Genomic DNA, 23,477 nt, shown 5'->3' on the forward strand with positions numbered 1-23,477 from the left:
CGAACAATTGATTTAATCATTATCATTTCTAACGCCACTGGATTGCTTCGTCGCTGCGCTCCTCGCAACGACGATTCTTAACATCATCTATTTTTATTTTTCATAGTTGACATTCAAGGTTAACAAAAATTTTGGCTCGGTGCATCACTACTGTCTATCCGTTATGATGTTGCTATGTGATATGGTGTTGAAACTCGTCTTTGCGAGGAGCGCAGCGACGAAGCAATCCAGCGACCTAGAGCGATGTATCTGAGTCATTCAATAGTCCAACAAAAAGGAAAATACATGCCAACAAAACAACCTGCTATCTATATTATGGCGAATAAGCGTAATGGGACGATTTATACTGGCGTCACAAGTAATTTAATCAAAAGAGTATATGAACATAAATATGCGGATGAACCTGGATTTACACAACAAAATGGATGTAAATATCTTGTCTATTATGAACTTATTGAAGATATGACAAGTGCCATAGCTCGAGAGAAACAACTAAAAGGCGGATCAAGAAAAAAGAAATTGGCTTTGATTGAACAAATAAATCCTTATTGGGAAGATCTTTATGAACAATTGATTTAATCATTATCATTTCTAACGCCACTGGATTGCTTCGTCGCTACGCTCCTCGCAACGACGATTCTTAACATCATCTATTTTTATTTTTCATAGTTGACATTCACGATTAACAAAAATTATGGCTCTTAGCATCAGCATAGAGCTAGTAGTTTCTATGCGATATTATGCTGACAATCGTCTTTGCGAGGAGCGCAGCGACGAAGCAATCCAGTGACGTTAAGAGGGTTACAGACATAAGATGTAGGAAATAAGGCTTCGTTTCTAGCCCATACTCACATCAGATAGATCGTGTTAAAGACTGGTGTCTCTTAGCGACAACATCCAGGGTCTTTTGATACTTCATTTTTTCAAGATGAGATAAACCTAGACCTAACTGGAAAAAATACAGTAATTCATATACTCTGTCACCGAATTCAATAAGAATAACAAGGAGAGTTTTTAATGCACAGTTGTTTCAGATTAATTATTAGTATTTTTTTGTGCTTTATCCTAAATTCGGCTTTATACGCTCAATTGCCCCCCGATTACCAAAATCTGCTCGCCGAGGAAAAACAGGATTTATTATGGCATGAAATTGCCTTAAGTCATGAACTGGAACCATTGCCTTCATTCAGTGGGAACAGTTTTTCAGAAATACTCGAAAAACTGAATGGCTTATTTAACCTAAAACCTACTTTTGATTATACCAGTGATGAACTACCCGAAGGCCGAGTGAAAATTATTCACGCTAATGGTTCAGTAGGTAAAGTCGCGTTTATTCCAGCGGCATATCATCCATTTACAGGCATATATCAAACTGGAGGAATAGGTGTAGCCAGGCTGTCTTTGGCAACTGCCCCTTCTGATGACAGCTATGTTCCGGGCATGGCCATTAAATTCTTAATTTCCCAAAATGCGTCTGTAAATTTACAAGTAATGAATTTACTTGAAGGCCAGAAAGGAAATTGGAATTATTTTGCAAAAGATTTTTCAAACCAGATACCTCACCCAACAAGCTGGACTTTAAAGGCGATAGAAAAAATATTTGAATGGACCCGCGAGCCAGCAAATAATCTGCCTCTATGGCATTTGGCTGCCTGGACAATCGATGGCAGATACCAAGGTATTCCAGTATATCCAGAGCGAATCTATTTCAAACCAACCAGCATGGTTAAAAACATAATACCGGAAAATTCACGTGAAGATTTTCGAGTTTCATTGTTGAAAGTACCTTTTGGTCCAATATATGAAGTATATGGTGATTACAATGGCAAAGAATATCATATAGGCACTTTAATGTTGGAAAGCTCTTTATTGGCATCAAATTACGGCGATAAAAAATTATTTTTCCAACATCAACGGTAATGATGAACAAACTCCCCAATGCTTATCCTCTAGTGCTTTAGTTTCTCTGGGTCAAACTGTACGTTTGACCTTTATGCGCCTCGAAAATCTTAAACTGATACATCATCAAATGCTCATTATGACACTTATCCTGAACCAGACATCCTGGTTTAAAAAGCGCTCAATCAAAGAAATAAACCCGATAGAAACCTATAGTGATTTTTGTAATTACATCGTTTTAATGCAACGGGCATGTGGTTATTTTAGAATCAACGTGAAACAAAAAAGATCATATGATATAATTTAAACTATATTAATTTTTGTTGAGATATTTCATGCCTATTCGCCAACTAAATGAAACCGATAAAATGCAGGTCCTGGAAATTGATAGAACTGTCTTTGGAGCAAGTGATGGAGGTTGGACAAGTGACGATTTTGATCATTTTTTTAATCCCGGCTCGTGTTTCATCTTTTATGAAGAAGAGAAGCCTGACGAAATAATAGGATACATTTTTTCTGGTCAAAGTAACCACGGAACTTATATAAGCAATATTGCGGTAAAAAATGGGTATGAAGGACGAGGTATTGGCAGAGAACTAATGAAAGTAGTCATGCTAAAAGAAGCGGGACGTTCTGAAAACAAGACATTTTCAACAACCTTACAAGTTCGAGCAGATAATGAACGTGCCAAAAATTTCTATGAACGTCTGGGATATAAAGTAACATCAAGCAATGGAACATGGTTACAAATGCAAGCAACGGCATTACCTGCGTTATTCCTGGAAGCCCAAAAACCCGCACCCAGTGACAAAGAAAAGCAAAGACAAGCAGTAATCATAAGAAATATTGATGCAATGGAAAGTAGTGACTTAAAAAGTGCTCTCGAAGGCTTGGAACGAAATGACAAAGCACCTCTGGAGTTTAATGAATTAATTACTCTTGCAAACTCTTCATCAGAGCTAAACTTCATGCAATTAGAACGTGCGTTGCATCTGTTTAAAATGGAACACGTGCGCAATTACATCTACAAATCAATTCAAGAAAAGACAGGAAATCATGTTATTTACCACCTTAATGGCATAGATGATTCTGGAAGACGGAATGAAAAAAATGTCACTTATATTATTGAAAAATTAAAACAGATACCTTCGGACAGTCATTTTGACATGCTGTATGTAGGTGGCGGACATGGAGACCCTGCTTTGGGTTCAAGTAATTTATCCTCCAGTCAACTCCAGGCGATTACCCGTGCGTTAACAGAAAATAAAACTCATTTTAGCTCGGTTATTTTAGGAAGTTGCTTTAGTACTGCATACAGTGCTCTATACAATCCCCTTTTAGATCGAAATGGAGTCATGATCAGTAACTCACTGGAATGTGGTGGTGATAACAATTTTAGACAATCTATTGAATGGATGAATGGCAGAAGAGATGAGTTTTTTTCTCAAGATGACTTTATGGCATCCGAGCGAGGTGTTCGAGAAGCACGTTCGGCCATTAAAAGAATGTTAGAAGCGGAAATCCCGTTAGAGGTGTTACGACCCGATGCAGATCCACTATTTGATGAATACAATGGCATTATAGCTAATATTCAAGCTCAAAAAGATGGAGTATCTATCGAGCAAATTAAAATATTCCTCAATGATTATCCATTCTTGAACAAACACATCAAAACAATAATTGATCAAAAAGTTAATCAACGAACTAATCGGCAAGAAGCTGAGGCTGAGGTTTTAAATACTTTAAAAACCAGAGTATTGCAACCCTATCCAACATCACTTGCAGTCGCTGCTGATGGTACTTTGACACTGATCAATTTTAGTCAATTTGATGAAATGCCTCCTAACGCGACATTTGACTATATGAAAAATTACGGCTCAGTAATACAAACCGTTAGGCGAGCAGCTGCCTTTAAAGTTAAAGAAGTAACCGAAGGTTTTGATGGAGTTTCCGCAAAAAAACAATTTAATGTATATTTTGCTTCGGCCACCTCAAAAAAAGCCGAGGCTCAGGAGCAAACTCAGAATGATTTAACGGTTCCAGCTCAGGATGATTTAAAAGCTCCAGCTCAGGATGATTTAAAAGCTCCAGCTCAGGATGATTTAAAAGCTCCAGCTCAGGATGATTTAAAAGCTCCAGCTCAGGACGATTTAAAAGCTCCAGCTCAGGACGATTTAAAAGCTCCAGCTCAGGATGATTTAAAAGCTTCCAATATGCAAGCAAACGATAAGCAGCATATTAATCCCCAAAATGAAGGTGATTTAAAATCAAGTCAACATCAAAATAGAATTAAAGTATCTATGGATAAAATTAATGAAGCCTTAGACTCTCTTGCATCTAGAATTGGCCAAGTTAATCAACATCAATTTCCTGAGGCTGTGGAAAAAGCACAAAAATTATTGTTGGCATTAAATACTGCACGACAAACATACTCAGAAAAGATACAGGATATGGATTGTAATTTTGAACAAATTGGAAGGCAATTTAAGCAAAGTTGTAAAGCAGCAATCGATGCCGCTAAACCAGTATTAGCCAGGGATCTAAACTGGGGAGAGTATCTAGGTAATCTCATGAAATCATTGGCAAATGCGGTGATTTCGTTAGTGAGCTTCGGACAGGTTAATACATTTTTCACCCCGACCAAATCAAAGTCTGAAACCGCTGTTGAGCAAGCAGAAACTCATATTTTAAATGACAGTAAAACAAACCTCCCTTAACTATTGGGGATAACAGGATAACAGTAATTCTCTAGAGGAATATTGTCATCCTGAATAATACACCAATATCCTTTGGACCAGGGTCTGTTAATAATTCATCAAATGTATACCAACGTCCCGCAACCTGTACGGGACGCTGAAACTGTAATTGTCAACAGGCCCTAGTGTTTTGTTTTACTTTTTGAAACGCCCATTAACCAACCCATACTTACTTCAAGTTCATCGGCGATTTTTTGCATGGAATGATTATCAAAAGTAATGACTCCATTTAACAAGGCTTCAATTTTAAATTTAGGTAATTTAAAAAGTTTGGAACATACTTGAACGCGCTCAGTCATTAAAGCAGGTACACCAAGTTCATCCAATTCATGGTTCAAACGTTCATTTAGTTTTTTGTTTGTCATGATAGTCTCCTCTGGGCTTTTTTTCAGTTTAAAACACTAAAGCTTAAGGATTGATTAACGAATGAATTTTTAACAAAAATTAATTTTGATGGATACTGCCAATTAAAATTCGTCCAAACCAATTAAACGGAACTAAAGATAAACAACTTAAAAAATGATATAGTTTGAGGCATTTCCATGATCAAGCCAAAATGAAATCATCATGCAAACAATTACCATTTATCACAATCCCAGGTGCTCTAAATCAAGAAAAACCCTGGAACTGCTGCAAAGCAGAGGTCTTGAGCCCCTTGTAATTGACTATCTGAAAACGCCACTTGATGTGGCACAATTGCACCAATTACGATCTCACTTTAACCTGAATGAATTCGTGCGAACAAATGAACCCGTTTTTAAAGAGTCCGGCTTATCATTGGAAAATGAAGATCAAATAATAGAAGCCATGGCAAAGCACCCCATCTTAATGCAACGGCCAATTGTCACATATCAAGGCAAAGCAATCATTGGACGCCCCCCAGAACAGGTTCTGGAGATACTTAAATAGAGACACAAATTACTTTTTCTAATATCAACAAACACCCGTCTGGCGCAGCCTGACTTGATCCCGAAAAATCCGAAGTACTGAGTATTTACCTCTTTGTTCTAGCGAGGGTAATTATCTACTATTCAATATAAACTTCCGTCTTTATAAACTTCCGTCTTTGCGAGCAAAGCGAAGCAATTGAACCCAGCTCCAATAAGGTCCCGTTGCGGATTGCTTCGCGTTGCTCGCAAAGACGGGGTTTTATATAATCATTTCGATGTAAATTTTCGTCTTTGCGAACGTAGTGAAGCAATCCAGAACCCATCTCCAATAAGGTCCCGTTCTGGATTGCTTCGCGTTGCTCGCAAAGACGGGGTTTTACATAATCATTTCAATATAAATTTTCGTCTTTGCGAACGTAGTGAAGCAATCCAGAGAGATCTTTATCCTTAATACTCATTTTGAAAACGATTCCGAGCAATGTATCTCTTATCCACCTTGCATAAACCTAAAATTGTGTCTAGATTAAAATTGAAAGCCAAGGATAAATCATGAATAAAAATATCAATCCTAAAATTAGCTTCAAAAACAACATCATTATGCTCGGTTTCGGTAGTATTGGCAAAGCCCTATTACCACTTTTACTGGACACTTTTGATCTGCATCCCTCACAAATAACTATAATCACGGACAACGACACATCAAAAGAGATAGCCCAGGAATTTGGTGTTAACTTTCAAATACAAACCATTAACTCAGATAATTATCTAACGATTATTGGAAACCAACTTAAAGAAAATGATCTATTAATTGCCGTATCTACAGGAATATCTACTTACAGTCTAATCACACTCTGTGATCAAAAAGAAGCGCTGTTTATCAATGCGGCAACTGAACTCTGGAAAGAAGAATTCACATTGAATCATTTATCCTTGGATCACCGAACTAATTATATGTTACGTGAAAAAATACTTCAGCTGAAAGGCAAAACCAAAAAAACAGCGCTAATCAATCATGGAGCAAACCCTGGACTTGTCTCGCATTTTGTAAAACAGGCTTTATGGAATATTGCGATTGATAATGGAATCTCTGTTTCCATGCCAGCAACAGCATCGGAGTGGGCTCATCTGGCCAAGCGTCTTGACATCAAAGTAATACATATAGCGGAACAAGACTCTCAAGTCTCTGCGCTACCTAAATCCCCGAATGAATTTATCAATACCTGGTCTATTGAAGGCTTAATTTTAGAAGGTATGCAGCCCGCTGAAATTGGATGGGGGACACATGAAGCGCATTGGCCAGTTGATGCCCAAATGCACACCGTTGGTCCTCGTTGCTCAATCTATCTGACTCGTCCCAGCGCAAGTACCTTTGTTCGTTCATGGACACCGTCCATAGGTGCGTTTCAGGGATTCATGATCACTCACCCCGAGACAACGTCAATCTCTCATTATTTAACCGTTCATAATGGGGAACAAGTGCTCTACAGACCAACTGTTCATTATGCGTATAACCCCTGCCCTGATGCCCGGCTTTCTCTTGATGAATTACGGGGTAATGAATGGCAGAACCATTCTAAACGCCGCCTCCTTTTAAATGAAATCATCGACGGAGGAGATGAGCTTGGCGTGCTGCTCATGGGTAATCAAAAAGGAGCGTATTGGTTTGGCTCCTCGCTGAGTATTCACGAAGTACGACAATTAGCCCCTTATAATAATGCAACGAGCTTACAGGTTACCGCAGGTATGATTTCCGCGATAACCTGGATGATTGAACATCCCAATGAAGGGCTTCTTGAACCCGAAGAAATCGATCATCAATTTATTTTAAATAGAGCAAGTAGTTATCTAGGGACACTCGCAGGGTATTATACCGATTGGACTCCTTTAAAAAACAGAGGCAATTTATACCCGGAAGATGTTGACTTCAATGATCCCTGGCAATTCAAAAATATACGCGTTAATTAATCAGGCTGATCGCATACAATAGTACAACTGGCGACAGGATGAACAGATACTATTCATAGGCAGTGTCTGAAATCATTCTGTGACCAGTTTACCCACCCTTGAGTTATCTTGGAGATAAATATCGTTCTTTTCCAAATCTTGAGTCATAATCAATTGCACTGGAAAGCATCTCATCTATTAACTTTGGCATTTCTTCTAAAAGGTAAATTCTGACTGCATTAAAATGGTGAATGAACAGAGATTCTCCGACAGCTTTTCGCAGGGATGCTTCTATTTTAGCGCCACTGGGAGATCGAGGTAACGGGGTACTTATTCTGTGTACATGTGCTGCATATGATTTAGAAAACTGAATTGATTTTTCATAATATTCAGTACTAATTTCAATCGCTCTTTCTAAGCCAGTTAATCCGAGTTTACCGGCACTTTTGATTAATTGCACAGCAGACTCACAGGTTTCTAAATTTATTGTTCCAGAATGAGCTTCTACATAAAGCAAACAGCAAGCTAATAAATACCTGCATTTCGCCTTAAGACTATTGATAAAAATGCCTTTATAAGTCGATTCAACATCAACTAAAAGCTGTTCCAAATGATTTATGGCATTTTGAGCAACTTCGATAGAACGATCTTTAAATAATTGTTGTTTAATTTTACTGTATGCTTCAGAAAGCTCGGCAGGTGTACCTTTTTGGCTTTCCATAAAAACAGCGTGTTTTAATTTTAAATCACTGATACTCGGAACAGAAGAAGCTGCTTGTGATTGAGCTGATGTAGTTCGAAAATTGAGGACTGATTTTGATCTTTTCATGAAGTTTCCTACACATATAAAAAGTATGAATATTATACAACAATATGCTTTTAATTAATACATGATGGCATCTTAAAATTCATTGCGATTTAAATATGTGTTTGAAACTCGTCATATCTCCTTGTTTTAATTGATTAATTTTTAATGTGTCACTTCTAATATTCACAGACGTTTATAATACAGGCGCAACTGACTCGTACTCCATGTCCTTTTCGTCTTTCTCGACCTCAGCCGATAATCTATTGTTTAAGACTGTTTTAATATGCTCATCAAAATCATTCCTGTCTTGCCAATCTTTGGGAACAACTTTTTTAACATCGTCAAAGGATATCGCCTCGTCAATTAAATATTTTAACAGAAGTAATGAGCTCTTATTAAAAAACTTGAAATTCTGATTTTTGCCAGGCTTAACCACATGAGAATATATTTGCAAATACTGTCCAGCGTAGGAGTTTTCTATAACAGGAATGGGTGGATTGGCTATTATATGCTTGGCTACGCTTTTACATGCAACGGTCATACGTAAAAACTCCAACCGATGTTCTTCAGGTAACAGGGTTAATATAACTTTTAACGATTCAATACGATATAAAGCATGATCCAGTATCGTTTTTCCATAACTGTCTGTCATTTTTATCGCTTCAAGTCTCTGGTATTGGGGGATCTTCTCTAATACGGTTCTAATCAATTCAGGGGAATTGGGGCTACTGAATAAGGAAGTCATTAGAATTTTATTTGCTTCAACCCTTTGATCGTCAGTTAAGCGCTCCCAAATGAGCTCTAGTGATTCAGGATAAAAAGCAACGAATTGCAATAAAGTTTGTCCTCTGGCATTTCTCTTTGTCAGAGCCACAAATAGTTGATCAGGCGTTAATAAATTCACTATGACTTTGAGAGCCGCTGGGTTCTTTAGGGCTAAATACAATACTGTTTCGCCATTTTGATTCGATGCATTAACCGCGACAGCCCTTGAGTTCGGCGACAGGGGAGTCAGCATGGCTGGCAGAGACCATGGTTTGTCAGCTGATTTATGGAGTGGGGTATCACCCACTTTATTAGGTTCCGTAACCACTTGCAGTATTTGATGATCTTCCCTGTATCTTTGCAAAATAAACTTCAGAGATAGCGAATCATCCACAGCGCAATGCAGTACGGTATCACCGTCTTGATTGGGTTCACTTATTGCGTCATACCATGCGATATCGGAATAGTAAGGCGATAAAAGTTCTAAATACTCATCGTTATGTGTCGCTTCATGGAGTACGGTATTACCCTTCACATTTTTATGGTTAAAATCAATCCCTTCTTGTTTCAAAACTCTGGACAGAATGCCAACATTGTAGCGGTGTTCTGCTTGTACACAAGCAAAAAGAGGAGTGTTTCCCTGAATATCGCAGGTTAAATTAAGGCTTGCTCCTTGAGTCAGCAAATACTCAAAGATCTGGATATATCCCAACTCTACAGCCCAAAACAACGCCGTTTTCATTTCAGCATCGTGGTTTTCAATTTCAGCGCCCTTTTTTATCAGAGTCTGGACCATCTCCAAATCATTATTTTTGGTGGCCGCAATCAGGGGGGTAAACCCGGATTTATGTTTTATCTCCAGGTTCGCGCCATGTTCTATAAGCAACATCGCAATATCTCGACCTATTTGAATCTCAAGTCCATATAAAACAGAATCCAAAGCCAACATTAACGCCGTGTAATCGGAAGAATCTTCTTGAATATCCAGATCAATGCCTTGATCAATGACGTGTCGAATTCTGTCAATAGGGTTTGTTACGGTTTTTAGGGTATTTACTGTATTGTATAGAACCAAATGAAGCGCGCTTCGCCCTACGTCATTTACAGCATTGATATACGCCCCCTGTTGAATAGCGCTAAAATCAATGGCCAGATGGTGCTGCATAAGGTGATAATTTAGTTTATTTAGTTCCGTTATATAGATTTGATTTGCATGTATCAAAGCCTGGAATTCGTCAATTCGCTGCCCTGCAGCAGCAAGTAACAATTTAAAAAATGGGTCATTATTTTTGTCTCGACCAGCATGAATCATCAATGCGACAATACGCTGTAAACGTATATTATCGATTAGTTTCTCAGTCTGACTGAACAAATCGACAAGATAAGGTTCCATTTCACTGGCAATCATTGATTTCAATTCATTAGAATGAACAGCGCCCATCAGGAGAAAAGGCATTTCTTTATGTGCCAGTAAAAATTGTTTCTTTTCAGAATAAGCATGCTGACGATGATCCAGGGGATGAATAACAGCAGCTGGGAAATTATAAAATCCAGGACTACAACCAGGTGTATCCACCTGCCCGGTATGCACATAAGGAACATCATATTGAGCACACAGTATATGCCCTAGAGAACGGTACATATCAAGGATCAGGTTAACTTTAACTCCAAAAAAAACCTCTATAGTTTCCAAACACAATGCGCCATTATCACCTCGCCATGCCCAGGCATGAGCAATAACCGAGTCCTCAAGTTTTGGCGTGTCTCCATCCTGATTGTATAATACATAAAATCCTCCATTAGGAGAGCTTATGCCGTGTTTAGCGGAATCGGGTATGCCATCAAATCGGTCGTAATTAAAGGACGCGGTGATGTTATCAAGACAGGCAGCATAGGCAGCTCCTTCTTCAGTGCGCGTATCGAGTTTTTTAAGATAATAACCGGGATAGCCAATCTGTTGCCCATCAATAAACAGATCCGGGATGTTCTGACTTCCTGCTCGTTCTAATGCGAAGAATCGGGTAATTTGTTCTTCTTTTCGAATGCCATAGCGTGCCAATATGGTGCGTGCGTCATCAGCTTTCTCGGAAGTTAACGCGCAGGATTTATCAAAAAACATAAACTGAAGTCCTTTACAATTAAAGAGCGGTAACGATATGCCAAAATATTTAGCAAAGCAACATACACCATATGAATAAAGAATAAAATTCAATATGGTTACATAGATTCTCAATAAGCCTGAGAGCCAATTAATCCCCTGATAATTTATAACGCCGGGAATGTATTTATTAAAGCGCAATGATCCTGTAAATACCCCGTCTTTGCGAGCAACGCGAAGCAATCCAGAACAGATTTCCAATAAGGCTCCGTTATGGATTGCTTCGCGTTGCTCGCAAAGACGAAAATTAATTCTGAATAGTCGATAATTATAACTATGAGGAGGTTACTCAAGCTTGAGAGAGAGGGATTCAATAGTTTTTATATTGACTGGTGCATTTACAGATGCATGGTGAAAGCCGGTGTTAATGCGATCACCATAGTCCTGATCTTCAAACAAAAATTACAGCTTCTTCATGTACAGAACTTCCTCTAGCAAAGCCCCACCCTCATAAAATTCTTCCATTTTAGTTGTACCTGTAACCTGAAATCCTAAAGATTCATAAAATTTTCGTGCTTGATAATTATCCGATAATACCCAAAGGTAGATGGTTTTATATCCAGAGGATGATAACTCGGATAATGCAGCGCGACATAATTTAGTGCCTAATCCCAAACGCCAATAATCAGGATGCAAATAAATGGCGCTGATTTCTCCCTTTACCCCACCGCCATGATCATCCCTGAATGCGCAAATACTGGCAAATCCAACAATCTTATGATGAACTTCAATAACTAATACTTTTACCTTTTGTTTTATAAGGTCTGACCATTGTTGGGTTCGCTCTTCAATTGATAGCTCCTGCAATATGGATTCTGGAATGAATTCTTTATACATTTCCTGCCAGGAACGAATATGATTTTCCGCGATCGCTTTTGCATCTTCTAATGTAGCCGTCCTGATATCAGACGCTAGATTGTTCTTCTTCATAATCAATACAATAAAATTGGAATCACTCAATTTATCATTAATTAACACTATTTATATAAGCTTTTCTTCATAAAACGCTTTGCTTCGACTTAATTGAACGGTTTTAATACTATCTATGAGAGCAAACGCTCCATGATTGTCCTAGAGTTTACCTGTTTGTAGTTAAAATTTAAAACCTGGCATTCTATATTATCAATAAACTGTTCCGCGTCCTTACGAGACGGTGGAACAGAGAAATTTTAATAAAAAGTAACCCATCGCTTATTATTTTATCAAAAAACCAACGAACGCCCCTCTCCCGCGCGCAATAGAGGGGGATCAGGGGTGATAGGGTTGTAAATTTATTGCGTAAGCGACTCGTTTTTTAGCTTTTAATTAATTTCAATATGAATCAATGAGCTACAAAACTTGCGCTCCTATGCAAAGGAATCTATTCTTCAATTATACATGTCTTTAATTTTTTAAAGCGACCTGGAATCGGAACCTGATGATTTCATAACGAAATTACAATAAATGTTCACTTAACCGGTATCTACCATGTATGAAGAATTTCCTTTTGAACATTATTATGCTTTCGTGTGCACAGACAGCGAAAACTCCAGCGAAACACGAGAACTGGGCAGAGAGGCTCATGTAGCTCGATTAAACAAATTAAGGGAAGAAGGTAGACTTTTATTGGCAGGTCCTTTACTAGATACCCAACATCAGGGAGTCCCTCGAGGGGGGTTAATCATCGCAAAGTTCAACTCACTCCAGGACGCAGAAGATTGGTTAAAAGAAGAGCCCTATTTAAAAATAAAAGCATATCAGGATGTAACAATTTTTGCCTATAAAAACGTGTTTATTAATCCAGTCCAGGGAGTCACTCATGACCAGTAAAAATATAATCATCGTAAAACTGAGTGTCACTTCTAAAAAAGAAGCAGAATTTAATGAATTCTATCATCACCACTACATACCAACGTTAATGAAGGTCGTTCCAGAACTAGAAACGGCACGGCGTTACCAGGAGCATAATGTAGATGGTACGCTTCGCTATTATAACAAACAGTTTTTAACCATCTATGAATGCTCTCCAAATATAGATGCTCAGCTTATCCTCGAAGCAATAAGACAACGACCAGGTAGAGAACAAGAAAAAAAAGAATGGGAACAATTCAAAATCGATGGATTACAACATCTGGAAAGTGCCTGCGTCTACACACAACGTTATCAGCATCGACGTGGATCAGGTATGGATCATTTTGGAAGCCGCCCTTTTTTCATGGTCAGTGTTGAAGTAAAACCAGAGCAACTGGATGTTTTTGATGATTGGTACGAAAATCACTATTTGCCTAAAAATCTCGCCGATGTTCCCACATGGACAGGATGTTGTCGATACAGCAGCCAGGGAAAAATTCCTTCCAGACAGCTTACCGTATATGAAGCTGATAATTTATCTACCCTGCAACAGAGTCTTGAATTGATGCGCGCACCGCATCGCTTGAAAGAAAATGCATCATGGAAGCAATGGGACACCGGCAATGATCCTGTGATTACCTGGGAAGATGCCACCAGTTTCAAACCTATTTTTCGTTATCCTGATTGAAAAGAGCATCATGAGAAGCGCTGATTCATCTTGCTTCAGTTCACTCATATTATTCCGGTAAGGGTATAAATTCTTGATCATCACCAGGGATTTTCCCAAATACCCCTTCCTTCCAATCCATTTTAGCCTGCTCAATTCGTTCTTTGTTACTGGATACAAAATTCCACCAAAGATAACGGGGTTCATCAAGAGCTGTTCCACCAAGTATGATGAAACTGGCATTCGAAATGGCAGTTACTTTAATCTCGAAACCTGGTTTTAGAATCAGCATTCTATTGATACCGTAACACGTATTATCAATCTTAATCTCACCACTTAAAATATAAATAGCGCGTTCCTCCAGAGTTTCTGGAATACTTATTTTGTTAGAAGCTTGAAGCGCACATTCAACAAACAAAGCATCAGTTTGAGTAACCACCGGTGATTTTAATCCCATCCATTCCCCAGCAATAACCCGTAAATTAATTTCTTTACTGTCATAATGAGCCGGAATGGTCTTGCTGGAATAATGGTTAAACGAAGGCTCCATTTCTTCCTTGTTCAAGGGTAAAGCCAGCCAACATTGAATTCCCCAAAAACGCTGTGGATACAGGCGATCTTGTTGCGGAGTTCGCTCTGAATGAGCGATTCCCCGTCCTGCCGTCATCAGATTGACTTCACCCGGAACAATCACTTGATGCGTTCCCAATGTATCTCTGTGTTCAAGAGCACCAGAACACAAATAAGTCATAGTGGATAAACCAATATGAGGGTGCGGGCGCACATCGATTCCATTTCCAGTAAGAAATTCACCTGGTCCCATCTGATCCCAAAATATAAAGGGGCCGACAGTTCGTTTTTCTCTGGAAGGTAAAACGCGCCCTACTTCAAACCCACCAAGATCTACTGAACGCGGAATAATCTCTAGACCTATATGCTGAGGGCTTTTTTTACTATCACACAGAGGTGTCTTTGTTTTGAAATAACTCATAATAGATATCCTTGGTTCGGCATCATGCGTCATGCTAAAAAGCAGCTACACCATCTCAATTGTCTCGTTTCTGCACAAACTCTATTTAAGTGTATGAATAACTCAGCCCATTTGCCAATGACTCGATCCATAAGAACTGATCACCTGCCCTCCTGGGATACTATCACAATGGAACCATTGTAGCTTTAATACTTAATGATGGATTTATATTCTTAAAGACGGCGTTTCTTTAGCCGAGTTACATTCTGACGAATTCAACCCATTAGAATGACTCCTCGGCGTAAAGACATTAGCATGCTCAACGAAATAATCACACGCTTTAATATAAAGCTTATTTTCATCAGGCAAGAAACAAACCGAATAAGGCTGACCTTTTCTTAAATCCGGTTTAATTTTGTGAATTGAATTAATAGTAACACCTTCGGGTAAGTTCTTCTTTAAAAGAGTCAGATTAAAGCAGCCAACATTATCCACAACAACAATATCTACCGTTGAGTTTTTTTGCACTCCCAAATCAGGATTGGTGTATTTGGGTTGCAAATCCAGATAAGCTTTTTTGGGAGTGCTTGAAAAAAAAATATTGTTGTGTACTGATGCAGGGGAAACATGAAGCATAATATATTGCTTACGGCTATCATGAATGATAACTGTATGGCAATTGGTAATTCCTGAAGATAAAAGTCGAATGGGGTACTGTTCCGAGTGTCCTGTTTCAACGGAATTAGTCACTCGTTTTTCACCAGATTTATAATATGGATCAAGTAGTCGTGTTACTGTTTCTGTTTTTGAATTATATTGAGCTGCATTATCAGTAGCAAGAGAAATATAACCTGGTTGCAATTGAAACTCTGTAGCGTGCCTGCTAATTGCTTGCTCTAGAGGACGAGTGCTAAAATGTTTAGAAGATATCATCGCATCAACATCCAGGCGATCACAAAGAGTTTTTTGCTCTCTAAATAGTTTCTGAGGGTACTTAAAATAATGATCAACATCCCTCCACCAATTAAATTGTTCTAAATTACGTTCGAGACCAGTAATTAATGATAATCTGAAATAATATTGAACAGCATCGATGAACTTTGTTCTTGAATCGAAACGCAGATTCGCAGGCAAATAAGCCTTGAATTGATGCAATTGTTCTAGCGACTCGATGTGTTCGAGCTCATTTAATTTTAATTGAACAGCATAATCAACCAAGCTTTTGATGGCCTGATAAATCGGAGGATATTCAGCAAGTTTTTGTATGGGGGAATTTGCATTATCTCGATTTAAATAGTTTTCTTTCTCAGCAACATCATAAAGTTTTAAAATAAATTCTTGTAATAAGGGCAATTCATGAGTGCATTGTTGAATGTGTTCTAATTCGGCTAATAAAATGTTCTTTTGGGGAAGAGACGTTTGTTTTTCAATATATTTTGTGACTAAATCATACATCCTTTACTTCCTTTAAACAAACTTTAAACAAAAACGCATCTTGAAATGGTGCATTTCCGATCTTCACTACAAATCACTCAAGATAAGGCTTCTGTCGTTAAATTACCTTTTTGATTTATTATTTAACAAATGATGACTAATATATAAATTGTTAAGCTTATATTTGTGCATTAATATTAACATTAGATATGTACTTTAATCTATTGAGATGATGATGAACGATTATCCTGAAAAGAAAACTAATGAAACCAGTGCTGTAAAAAAGAAGGTAAATCAATTGGCTCAGGATGATCCCAAGCCCTCAAAATCTCAGCAATCTCCAAAAAAACACTCTGGAAAACCCGCTTATTTTAAAAACATCAGTGGTTTTATTCTTGTCTTGATTGCTACCTTCGGCGTTATATTGACCTCTCCACTGGCTTTTTTTGGTGGACTATTAGGTTTGATCAATGGAGCAATCACTAATAAAAATCTTTTAGCATCAGGTTTAAGTGGAGTAAAAATTGGCTCACTGGGTACTGTATACGCGTTCAATCTAGGTCTGGATTTAATTCAGGCAACCGTAGAAACAGAAGATTCGAATGCGCTGCAAATCCCTTTATTAACAAACGAAACAGAGGAATCCGTGCCCAGCGGGAATCAGAAACCCGTTATCAAGCCATCAGATAATATGGGTTCAAACCTGACGTTCAAAAAAAGAACAATAGATGTTCAGGATGCTTTTTTCGCAAAAACTCAAGTCAAACCCAAATCAGAACAATTTAAAACTACAGAATCACATGATTTCAATAACCCTGAACATATTAAAAAATTTACGGTAACCATAAATCAATTGATAACGCAGGATGAATCAAAAGCTGAACGAAACAAAGTTAAGGATGTAGCCAAAGTAAAAGAGCCTTATATCGAAAAACTGATTGAGGTAATGAAACATACCAAAGTATCAAACCAGGAATTTTGGGACAGACTGAATCAAATGAGCGATACAGATATACACGTATTTGTAGGTAAACTAAACCCCATCAAAGAAAAAGGACCGCGCAGTTTAAGTGAGCTTGATTCTTTATGGCGACAATTTAATGGCGTTGAATTTGAGCCTTCTAAAAGAGACTATAAAAGGAACAAATTTGCGTTGATGCTTGAGTCTCTATCCGAAGCTCAATTAACAGCGTCTTTTGATTCTCCTGAATTTTTAAGTCTGTTAAACAAAGACTCATACCTGGAGGCAACAGCCAATACCTTAAATCGGATTCAATTGGAATTGTTCGCCTCAGATATTAAAAAACACGACATGCTCAATTCCATGATCAAAAAGCTCAAACCGGATCCTTATCTGTTAGGGAAACTCGTTTCAATTATTCCTTATGCCACAGGGAAAGTGAAAACAGCATTAATCGATCAGATTACCCATTTAGCTCATCCTGCTTCATTTAAAATTGAACTGACCAAATTGACCGAACATTATATTGCCATTAATACACAAAATACGATCCAAAATGCAACACCAGCCCCATCCGTTAGCAGGGATAGTACTCCTCATCCATCTAAATGGGCTACGGTCACAGCTCCGGTTAAACCGGTATATGCTACTTATACCCCGGTGATACAAAAAGATTGGACCGATGAAGCTTTTGAAGCATTCATCCATGATTTAAATGCTACAACCTATCTGATTAATGAGAATAAGCTCATTGAAGAATTGAATACTTTGCCCGACCATCGAATTAAAATGATTGCAGAACGCGCCACTTCATCAGACTCTAACAATTTGCTCACTCATTTTTGGCGGATCGAAGCGAAGCCGCTAAATCATAAGTCTGACATTGACAACAGAGAAAAGCGTCTGAACATTATGTTGCACCATCTAACAGAAGATCAATTAATACAGTCCATAAAAGAAAACAAATTTTGGGAGATTTTTAGAAACGTTCAGGAACCGTTTTGCAAAATGGCAGCAGGAGTATTAACTCCCAAACAATTTGAACTCATTATTTCTCATTCTCCGATAGAAAGACATACTGATTTTGCAGTACTTATTTCTCAACTGACCAAGGACAGTCCAGCTGAAAAGGATCGATTTCATCAAATTATTGAGGCGATACTTCCACACACTAGTCCGTGGTTTGTTTTAGTGTTGGAACGGCAAATAAAAAGTTTAATTGCCGGAGAAAAACCTCTATATGAGCGTTTTAACGCAGAATTAAAGCAAAACCTGACTGCATCTTTAGAACAACATGAAGTGAAAATAAAATATCAGAAAGATAGAACTTTAAACAAAACAGCAATTGCCCAGCTTCTGGTCGAACCTCATGAACACCATAATACCCCTCCACGTTTAACTTCTTAAGGACAAAAAAATATTTTTCATTTACCAAATTACCCATGTACTATGTATATTAAATTAAAAAATGAAACACACTCAGGACTGATATGGATTGGAATCCCGAAAATTATACTAAGGGAAACTATTTTCAAAATGAAACAAGTGAAGACTTCAGAAAAAGCTTTGAAGTGAAACCATTTGGGAAAATATTAGATGTCGGCTGTGGTGATGGACAATTCAGTCGCTTCCTGGCCGATCATATAAAAAATGGACACATGATTGGAATCGACAGTTCTGGGGAAATGATCCGGCATGCGAATCACCATTGGGCTGGCAAGACGCTCTCTTTTGAACAACACAATATCGAAAACTATCAACCAGCAACCCAATTTGATTTCATCCTTTCTTTTTGGTGTTTGCATTGGACAGACATCAGTTTATCTTTCCCCAATATGTATAATGCCCTGACTGAGGGTGGCAGAATATATGCTTTGTTTTCCTCGTTCTCCAGCAACAGCATCTATAAAACCTGTTATGAATTAGCCAGGCAACATCGCTATGAATTTCTAACAGAACGATATATTAACTCCAGCAATGAATATCAAAATTATTTTTATCATGTTCTCAATACCTTGATGAAACTTCCGTTTAAACGATTAAAATTGAATTTAAAAACAACTACTGTTTATTTTCCAGATATCAGTTATTTTAAAAATTTACTATTAACCCTGCCCTTCATAAAAACGTTTCCACCCGATGAAGTAGACGATATTATTGAAGATCTATTAGAAGTGTTCCAGAAATACTGTAATCGCCACTATGGGGGCAAATTATATTATGAAACCCGCCCCATTTATTTAGAAGCGATAAAATAACCATCCGGTGATAAAATGGATTTTAAAATAGTGATTGATCCTGAGTTAAACATACCCATGATTGTTAACTCAACTTCTACCAAGAATATAAAACCCGACGCATTGTCTGAGCTTATTCATCAGCATCGCCCTGAATTTTTAAAACAGCTTGCTGAATACGGAGCTCTTTTATTTAGAGGTTTTTCCTGCCAGGACGTGGACAGCTTTTCAAAAGCGATCGAGGCATGCAATCTGGGTATCCGTTGCAGCACTAAAGATTATGAAATCGCTCGAACCATATTAGCCAATGAAATCTATACCTCCAGCGATCTCCCTGCCCATATTTTTTTGCCTCTTCATCATGAAAAACCCAGAACTAAAAACCCACCCAACCATATCTATTTTTGTTGCAATACCGCAGCACCCGAAGGTGGGGCAACACTTATTGGAAATGCAGGAGCCATTTGGCTGGATATACCAGAAGCGATTCAAAATAAAATTTTGAACTATGGCATAGTGTACAAGCAATTTTTTCATGGTAAAACCATCAAACAATACCTGATCCAATCAATTTTAAACGCCAGCAGTGCCCGAACCTGGATGAGCTATTTTGGCACAGAAGAAAAAAAGCACGTTGAAGAACGATTAAAAAATGAGGGTTTGCAATGGAAATGGGTACATGGTGGTACTGATTTAATTGTTCTCAACTATTTACCTGGAGCGGTACCTCATCCTGTTACCAATCAAACTCTATGGTTTAATTCAGCAGGTTATTTAAATTTTTATTCCAATTTACTCTATGGCGAATTAAACACGTTACCGACATACCAATATCTGATGAATCGGTATCTGATCGCTAAAGACATATTACCTATAGTATGTCATTACGGTAATAATACCCCATTTTCTCCCAATGAAATCAGCCAGATCAATCAAGTAATTCAACAGCATACCTACCCAATTTATTGGCAGGCGGGAGACTTTATGATCGTTGATAATTTTACCTTTATGCATGGAAAGGAAGCTCACTCAGGCGATCGATTATTGTATGCATGCATGACTCAAACTCATCCCTGAGTTTTTTATCACGCCTGAATGAGCAGGTCAGTTGGGACCAACTCTCTTTTACCTCTAAAAATATGGCAATCAACCAGAGATTGCCACAATTGCGTCATAATCTTGATATGCAGTGTTACGATGATGACATGCTCACCGTCATTAAGCAGGTTAAATGCTTCAAAAGCCAGCTTTGCAATGATCACGGATTTTCCAGTACCGGTTGCCATACTCAGGAATCCTGAAGAATCAGAGTGTTGTGCTATAGCATTAATAGCGCCTGTTTGATAAGGTCTTAGGCCCGCTCGATTACAGGTGATTAATGATTGCCGGAACATCTTGCTAAAAACAGTGATAATATCTTTAGGAGGTTTTATAAAATCGAATAAATTTAATGGGTTTATTGCATAAAATAAGAAGAGACAAGAAGTAATAAGCGATGAGTGTATATTCATACACGCTGAATTAAAGGACGTTCAGAACGCTTAATCAATAACCCTAAAATATGCGTTCTATTTCTGCGCCAGTATCAACGTGCAATCATAGAGGGGCTGCTGTTTTTCAGTATTGGGTATAATGATCTTGAAACCTATATCCTCCAGCATGGCATGGTATTCCTCCGGCGTTTTCATAATATGTACAGCAAAAGCATCGAAAAAAATGTACCGGTATTCCGCAACAAGGCAAGCTGGATCCGCTTCATCCTTGTAAAATTCGCAGAGGGCAACCAAACCGTTTTCAGGTAATGCCTGATAAGCCATTCGCAACAATTTTCTGCACAAGGTCTCATCCCAATCAAACAAGATCCGCGAAAACAAAATCAAATCAAATCCAACTGGAAACGTGTCTTCCTCTATAAAATTGCCCTCTACTACTGCCACTTGCCCACTTAACCGCTTCGCTTCAATGGTGTTCCTTGCCAACTCGGCTGAAAGAGGCAAATTGTATACAGTGGCTTGCAAATGAGGATAGGCGTTTACAAAAGCACAGGCCATGGTTCCATCTCCGCCCCCGACATCAAGAAGTTTGGTCACCTTGCTGAAATCAATATGATCTAATATACAACGAAGAGGTTGGTCTGCTGTATGAGTCATCCACCCCTCAACCATTTTAACTTCCTCTTCGGTCTTAGGCGGCCAAAACACCTGTTTCCTGATAGGACCAAAACGTAATACTTCTGTTAAATTTTCATCGGCAATCTCGCTCCAGGAAGCAAAAAACATACTCATCCAGTCTTTTCTCTCTCCTTGTAGAAGAGGTATGAACTCATCAGGTAATCGGTATGCCACCTGAGCATCATCTGTTGTTATTTTCACTAAAAACTGCTCATCACAAAGAAGATGGAGCCATTTAAGCGCCCTTTTCGGCATAAGTCCCAATTGATCAATAATGTCACGTTCTAAAACACAATTCTGTTGTTCGAACAATGAGAACATGTTGAGCCTGAACATTGCTTCTACCAGTTTGAGTCGTGCTCCCTTGGCGATGAGTGAGAAATAATTCAAATAAAAATCGGCATTATATGTTTTGGGTTCCAGTGAGGTTTGAGTCTTCTCCGGAGACATTCTGTTGTCACTTTGTGATAACCACTTTTTTAGCCATGAGATAATCATATAATTCTTAATGGTTCCGTTGGAATAAGGAGTATAGAAAACACAAATACTCCACAAATAGTTAATTAAAACCCGATAGACGCCCCATAAATCACATCAGATCACTTTGTTATTTTTGAGCCAATATTAAAGAGGTATAAGAAAACCCAATCTTTGGTTGCGTGTTGGGTATGACGACCGTAAAACCGATTTCCTCTAATATAGCTCGATAACAGGCTGCTGTTTTCATTACATGGGGAGCAAAATCATCATGAAAAAGATAACGGTATTCAGAGGCGAGGCATCGATCATGATTCTCCTCCTTATAAAATTCACAAATACCTACCAGGCCATTTTGAGGTAAACATTGATAGGCCATTCGTAACAACTTTCTATCAACTTGCTCATTCCAATCAAAAAGAACACGGGTAAATAAAATAAGATCAAACCCTAATGGAAAGGCATCATCCTTAATAAAATCGCCCTCATATACGCTGACTCTATCACTTAAGCCTTGCGAGTCGATATTTTGTCGTGCTAGTTCTGCCGCTTTAGGAAGATTGTAGACGGTGACCTTGATATGGGGATGAGCACGAGCAAACTCACAGGCCATTGTTCCATCTCCTCCTCCCACATCCAATACTCTGCTCACGGTACTAAAATCAATTTGCGCCAATATATTTTCTACAGGTTGATCTGCTGTTTTTGCCATCCAGTGTTCAAGCCAGTATGTTTCTTCATCTGTCTTGGGAGGCCAGGATACAGGAACTTTAACTTTACCAAAGCGAAGCACATCAGTTAAATTTTCTTCCGCCCCCACCCTCCAGGTACCAAAAAAGAAGCGAATACCCCACCATAAATCGCTATTCATAAAGAAGACAAATTCTTTCGGTAATTTATAAGCGGTCTGATAATCTTTGGTTGTGGTTTTAATTAAAAAATGTTCCGAGCTCAGCAGATGCAACCACTTCTTCGCTCTAATTGGCATTAACTGCAATTGATCAATAATTTCCTGTTCTGAAACACATTCCTGATGTTCAAACAAGGAGAATATATCGAGATTAAACATTGCCTCTACCAACTTTAATCGAGCGCCACTGGCAATAAGTGTGAAATAATTATTATAAAAATCGGCATTGGGTCTTGGAGTAACAGGTGCAGGAGATGGAGAAACAGGTTGCTCTTTATAGTCTTGGCCTTCTCCTTTGGTAAACCATGCTTTAATCCATGACTTTATCATATGTTCATCAATAAATAGTACGATAATTCAGGATATAAAAAAATACACCGCTTCGCAATCCACACCTCTTAAATAATCCTGAACTGTCCCATATAGCTAGTATTTGATTTAAACACGGATAACTCAGAACAGCTCCCTTCTCCCTTTCGTCACTACTCCCTTCTCCCTTTTTAAGGGAGAAGGGTTGGGGAGGTCCGACCCGGACACATCGGTAACACAAATGACCGGACACATAGGTAACAGTTAACATTCATACAGACCAGAAAAAGG

19 protein-coding genes are annotated in these 23,477 nt (G+C 38.3%); 10 read left to right on the plus strand and 9 right to left on the minus strand.

Annotated features, from left to right (window positions below; translation table 11 throughout):
- Positions 1-285 precede the first annotated feature (285 nt).
- The 3 genes from Lqua_RS16695 (at position 286) to Lqua_RS16705 (ending at position 4,616) form a co-directional block, all read left to right on the plus strand.
- Positions 286-579 (plus strand): GIY-YIG nuclease family protein, encoded by a 294-nt coding sequence (locus tag Lqua_RS16695; protein ID WP_058475416.1) that lies wholly within the window; start codon positions 286-288, stop codon positions 577-579.
- 438 nt (positions 580-1,017) lie between these two features.
- Positions 1,018-1,920, plus strand: coding sequence for a hypothetical protein (locus tag Lqua_RS16700; RefSeq protein WP_058475417.1), 903 nt, complete (start codon positions 1,018-1,020; stop codon positions 1,918-1,920).
- A 314-nt stretch (positions 1,921-2,234) separates the two neighbouring features.
- Positions 2,235-4,616 carry a GNAT family N-acetyltransferase gene (locus Lqua_RS16705; protein ID WP_058475418.1) on the plus strand — a complete coding sequence of 794 codons (2,382 nt, stop codon included), beginning with the start codon at positions 2,235-2,237 and terminating at the stop codon, positions 4,614-4,616.
- 161 nt (positions 4,617-4,777) lie between these two features.
- Here the strand turns inward: Lqua_RS16705 and Lqua_RS16710 are convergent, their stop codons facing one another.
- Positions 4,778-5,020, minus strand: a complete 243-nt coding sequence (locus tag Lqua_RS16710; protein WP_058475419.1) for a hypothetical protein — start codon at positions 5,018-5,020, stop codon at positions 4,778-4,780.
- Positions 5,021-5,222: 202 nt separating this feature from the next.
- On the opposite strand from Lqua_RS16710, the gene arsC reads away from it, so the two are divergent.
- Together arsC and Lqua_RS16720 are read left to right on the plus strand one after the other, a co-directional pair.
- Entirely contained in the window at positions 5,223-5,564 is a 342-nt protein-coding gene (gene arsC / locus Lqua_RS16715) for an arsenate reductase (glutaredoxin) (protein ID WP_058475420.1), read from the plus strand.
- A gap of 530 nt (positions 5,565-6,094) precedes the next feature.
- Positions 6,095-7,510 carry a saccharopine dehydrogenase C-terminal domain-containing protein gene (locus Lqua_RS16720; protein WP_058475421.1) on the plus strand — a complete coding sequence of 472 codons (1,416 nt, stop codon included), beginning with the start codon at positions 6,095-6,097 and terminating at the stop codon, positions 7,508-7,510.
- Positions 7,511-7,613: 103 nt separating this feature from the next.
- On the opposite strand, the gene Lqua_RS16725 is transcribed toward Lqua_RS16720, so the two are convergent.
- The 3 genes from Lqua_RS16725 to Lqua_RS16735 all read right to left on the minus strand — a co-directional run bounded on the left by Lqua_RS16725 (position 7,614) and on the right by Lqua_RS16735 (position 12,150).
- The gene (locus Lqua_RS16725) at positions 7,614-8,318 is read right to left on the minus strand and encodes a hypothetical protein (protein WP_058475422.1); all 705 of its coding nucleotides are present in this window, start codon (positions 8,316-8,318) and stop codon (positions 7,614-7,616) included.
- Between the two features lie 172 nt (positions 8,319-8,490).
- Positions 8,491-11,181 (minus strand): ankyrin repeat domain-containing protein, encoded by a 2,691-nt coding sequence (locus Lqua_RS16730; protein WP_133141119.1) that lies wholly within the window; start codon positions 11,179-11,181, stop codon positions 8,491-8,493.
- Positions 11,182-11,622: 441 nt separating this feature from the next.
- Entirely contained in the window at positions 11,623-12,150 is a 528-nt protein-coding gene (locus Lqua_RS16735) for a GNAT family N-acetyltransferase (RefSeq protein ID WP_058475441.1), read from the minus strand.
- Between the two features lie 537 nt (positions 12,151-12,687).
- On the opposite strand from Lqua_RS16735, the gene Lqua_RS16740 reads away from it, so the two are divergent.
- Complete coding sequence (locus Lqua_RS16740) at positions 12,688-13,029, plus strand: YciI family protein (RefSeq protein WP_058475424.1); 342 nt, start codon at positions 12,688-12,690, stop codon at positions 13,027-13,029.
- The gene (locus tag Lqua_RS16745) at positions 13,019-13,738 is read left to right on the plus strand and encodes a hypothetical protein (RefSeq protein ID WP_065240198.1); all 720 of its coding nucleotides are present in this window, start codon (positions 13,019-13,021) and stop codon (positions 13,736-13,738) included. The genes Lqua_RS16740 and Lqua_RS16745 overlap by 11 nt, the downstream gene beginning before the upstream one ends.
- A 49-nt stretch (positions 13,739-13,787) precedes the next feature.
- On the opposite strand, the gene Lqua_RS16750 is transcribed toward Lqua_RS16745, so the two are convergent.
- Together Lqua_RS16750 and Lqua_RS16755 are read right to left on the minus strand one after the other, a co-directional pair.
- Complete coding sequence (locus Lqua_RS16750) at positions 13,788-14,708, minus strand: pirin family protein (RefSeq protein ID WP_058475425.1); 921 nt, start codon at positions 14,706-14,708, stop codon at positions 13,788-13,790.
- Positions 14,709-14,912: 204 nt separating this feature from the next.
- A complete protein-coding gene (locus Lqua_RS16755; RefSeq protein ID WP_058475426.1) occupies positions 14,913-16,142 on the minus strand; it encodes a hypothetical protein in 1,230 nt (409 codons plus the stop codon).
- Positions 16,143-16,350: 208 nt separating this feature from the next.
- Between Lqua_RS16755 and Lqua_RS16760 the strand changes: the two genes are divergently transcribed.
- The 3 genes from Lqua_RS16760 (at position 16,351) to Lqua_RS16770 (ending at position 20,396) form a co-directional block, all read left to right on the plus strand.
- Complete coding sequence (locus Lqua_RS16760; RefSeq protein WP_238585603.1) at positions 16,351-18,489, plus strand: hypothetical protein; 2,139 nt, start codon at positions 16,351-16,353, stop codon at positions 18,487-18,489.
- A gap of 83 nt (positions 18,490-18,572) precedes the next feature.
- Positions 18,573-19,340, plus strand: coding sequence for a class I SAM-dependent methyltransferase (locus Lqua_RS16765; RefSeq protein WP_058475427.1), 768 nt, complete (start codon positions 18,573-18,575; stop codon positions 19,338-19,340).
- Positions 19,341-19,355: 15 nt separating this feature from the next.
- Positions 19,356-20,396 (plus strand): TauD/TfdA family dioxygenase, encoded by a 1,041-nt coding sequence (locus Lqua_RS16770; protein WP_058475428.1) that lies wholly within the window; start codon positions 19,356-19,358, stop codon positions 20,394-20,396.
- A gap of 8 nt (positions 20,397-20,404) precedes the next feature.
- On the opposite strand, the gene Lqua_RS18060 is transcribed toward Lqua_RS16770, so the two are convergent.
- The 3 genes from Lqua_RS18060 to Lqua_RS16785 form a co-directional block, all read right to left on the minus strand.
- Complete coding sequence (locus Lqua_RS18060) at positions 20,405-20,830, minus strand: DEAD/DEAH box helicase family protein (RefSeq protein WP_083501376.1); 426 nt, start codon at positions 20,828-20,830, stop codon at positions 20,405-20,407.
- A 57-nt stretch (positions 20,831-20,887) separates the two neighbouring features.
- Positions 20,888-21,940, minus strand: coding sequence for a methyltransferase (locus Lqua_RS16780; protein ID WP_238585604.1), 1,053 nt, complete (start codon positions 21,938-21,940; stop codon positions 20,888-20,890).
- A gap of 157 nt (positions 21,941-22,097) precedes the next feature.
- Positions 22,098-23,207 (minus strand): methyltransferase, encoded by a 1,110-nt coding sequence (locus Lqua_RS16785; RefSeq protein WP_058475430.1) that lies wholly within the window; start codon positions 23,205-23,207, stop codon positions 22,098-22,100.
- Positions 23,208-23,477 lie beyond the last annotated feature (270 nt).

It is taken from the genome of Legionella quateirensis (assembly GCF_001467955.1).
GTDB classification, from domain to species: Bacteria; Pseudomonadota; Gammaproteobacteria; order Legionellales; family Legionellaceae; genus Legionella; species Legionella quateirensis.

Excerpts from the sequence above, each read along its gene's own strand:
- Lqua_RS16695 (WP_058475416.1), top strand. The coding sequence starts at position 286 with ATGCCAACAAAACAACCTGCTATCTATATTATGGCGAATAAGCGTAAT.
- Lqua_RS16700 (WP_058475417.1), top strand. The coding sequence starts at position 1,018 with ATGCACAGTTGTTTCAGATTAATTATTAGTATTTTTTTGTGCTTTATC.
- Lqua_RS16705 (WP_058475418.1), top strand. The coding sequence starts at position 2,235 with ATGCCTATTCGCCAACTAAATGAAACCGATAAAATGCAGGTCCTGGAA.
- Lqua_RS16710 (WP_058475419.1), bottom strand. The coding sequence starts at position 5,020 with ATGACAAACAAAAAACTAAATGAACGTTTGAACCATGAATTGGATGAA.
- arsC (WP_058475420.1), top strand. The coding sequence starts at position 5,223 with ATGCAAACAATTACCATTTATCACAATCCCAGGTGCTCTAAATCAAGA.
- Lqua_RS16720 (WP_058475421.1), top strand. The coding sequence starts at position 6,095 with ATGAATAAAAATATCAATCCTAAAATTAGCTTCAAAAACAACATCATT.
- Lqua_RS16725 (WP_058475422.1), bottom strand. The coding sequence starts at position 8,318 with ATGAAAAGATCAAAATCAGTCCTCAATTTTCGAACTACATCAGCTCAA.
- Lqua_RS16730 (WP_133141119.1), bottom strand. The coding sequence starts at position 11,181 with ATGTTTTTTGATAAATCCTGCGCGTTAACTTCCGAGAAAGCTGATGAC.
- Lqua_RS16735 (WP_058475441.1), bottom strand. The coding sequence starts at position 12,150 with ATGAAGAAGAACAATCTAGCGTCTGATATCAGGACGGCTACATTAGAA.
- Lqua_RS16740 (WP_058475424.1), top strand. The coding sequence starts at position 12,688 with ATGTATGAAGAATTTCCTTTTGAACATTATTATGCTTTCGTGTGCACA.
- Lqua_RS16745 (WP_065240198.1), top strand. The coding sequence starts at position 13,019 with ATGACCAGTAAAAATATAATCATCGTAAAACTGAGTGTCACTTCTAAA.
- Lqua_RS16750 (WP_058475425.1), bottom strand. The coding sequence starts at position 14,708 with ATGAGTTATTTCAAAACAAAGACACCTCTGTGTGATAGTAAAAAAAGC.
- Lqua_RS16755 (WP_058475426.1), bottom strand. The coding sequence starts at position 16,142 with ATGTATGATTTAGTCACAAAATATATTGAAAAACAAACGTCTCTTCCC.
- Lqua_RS16760 (WP_238585603.1), top strand. The coding sequence starts at position 16,351 with ATGATGATGAACGATTATCCTGAAAAGAAAACTAATGAAACCAGTGCT.
- Lqua_RS16765 (WP_058475427.1), top strand. The coding sequence starts at position 18,573 with ATGGATTGGAATCCCGAAAATTATACTAAGGGAAACTATTTTCAAAAT.
- Lqua_RS16770 (WP_058475428.1), top strand. The coding sequence starts at position 19,356 with ATGGATTTTAAAATAGTGATTGATCCTGAGTTAAACATACCCATGATT.
- Lqua_RS18060 (WP_083501376.1), bottom strand. The coding sequence starts at position 20,830 with ATGAATATACACTCATCGCTTATTACTTCTTGTCTCTTCTTATTTTAT.
- Lqua_RS16780 (WP_238585604.1), bottom strand. The coding sequence starts at position 21,940 with ATGTCTCCGGAGAAGACTCAAACCTCACTGGAACCCAAAACATATAAT.
- Lqua_RS16785 (WP_058475430.1), bottom strand. The coding sequence starts at position 23,207 with ATGATAAAGTCATGGATTAAAGCATGGTTTACCAAAGGAGAAGGCCAA.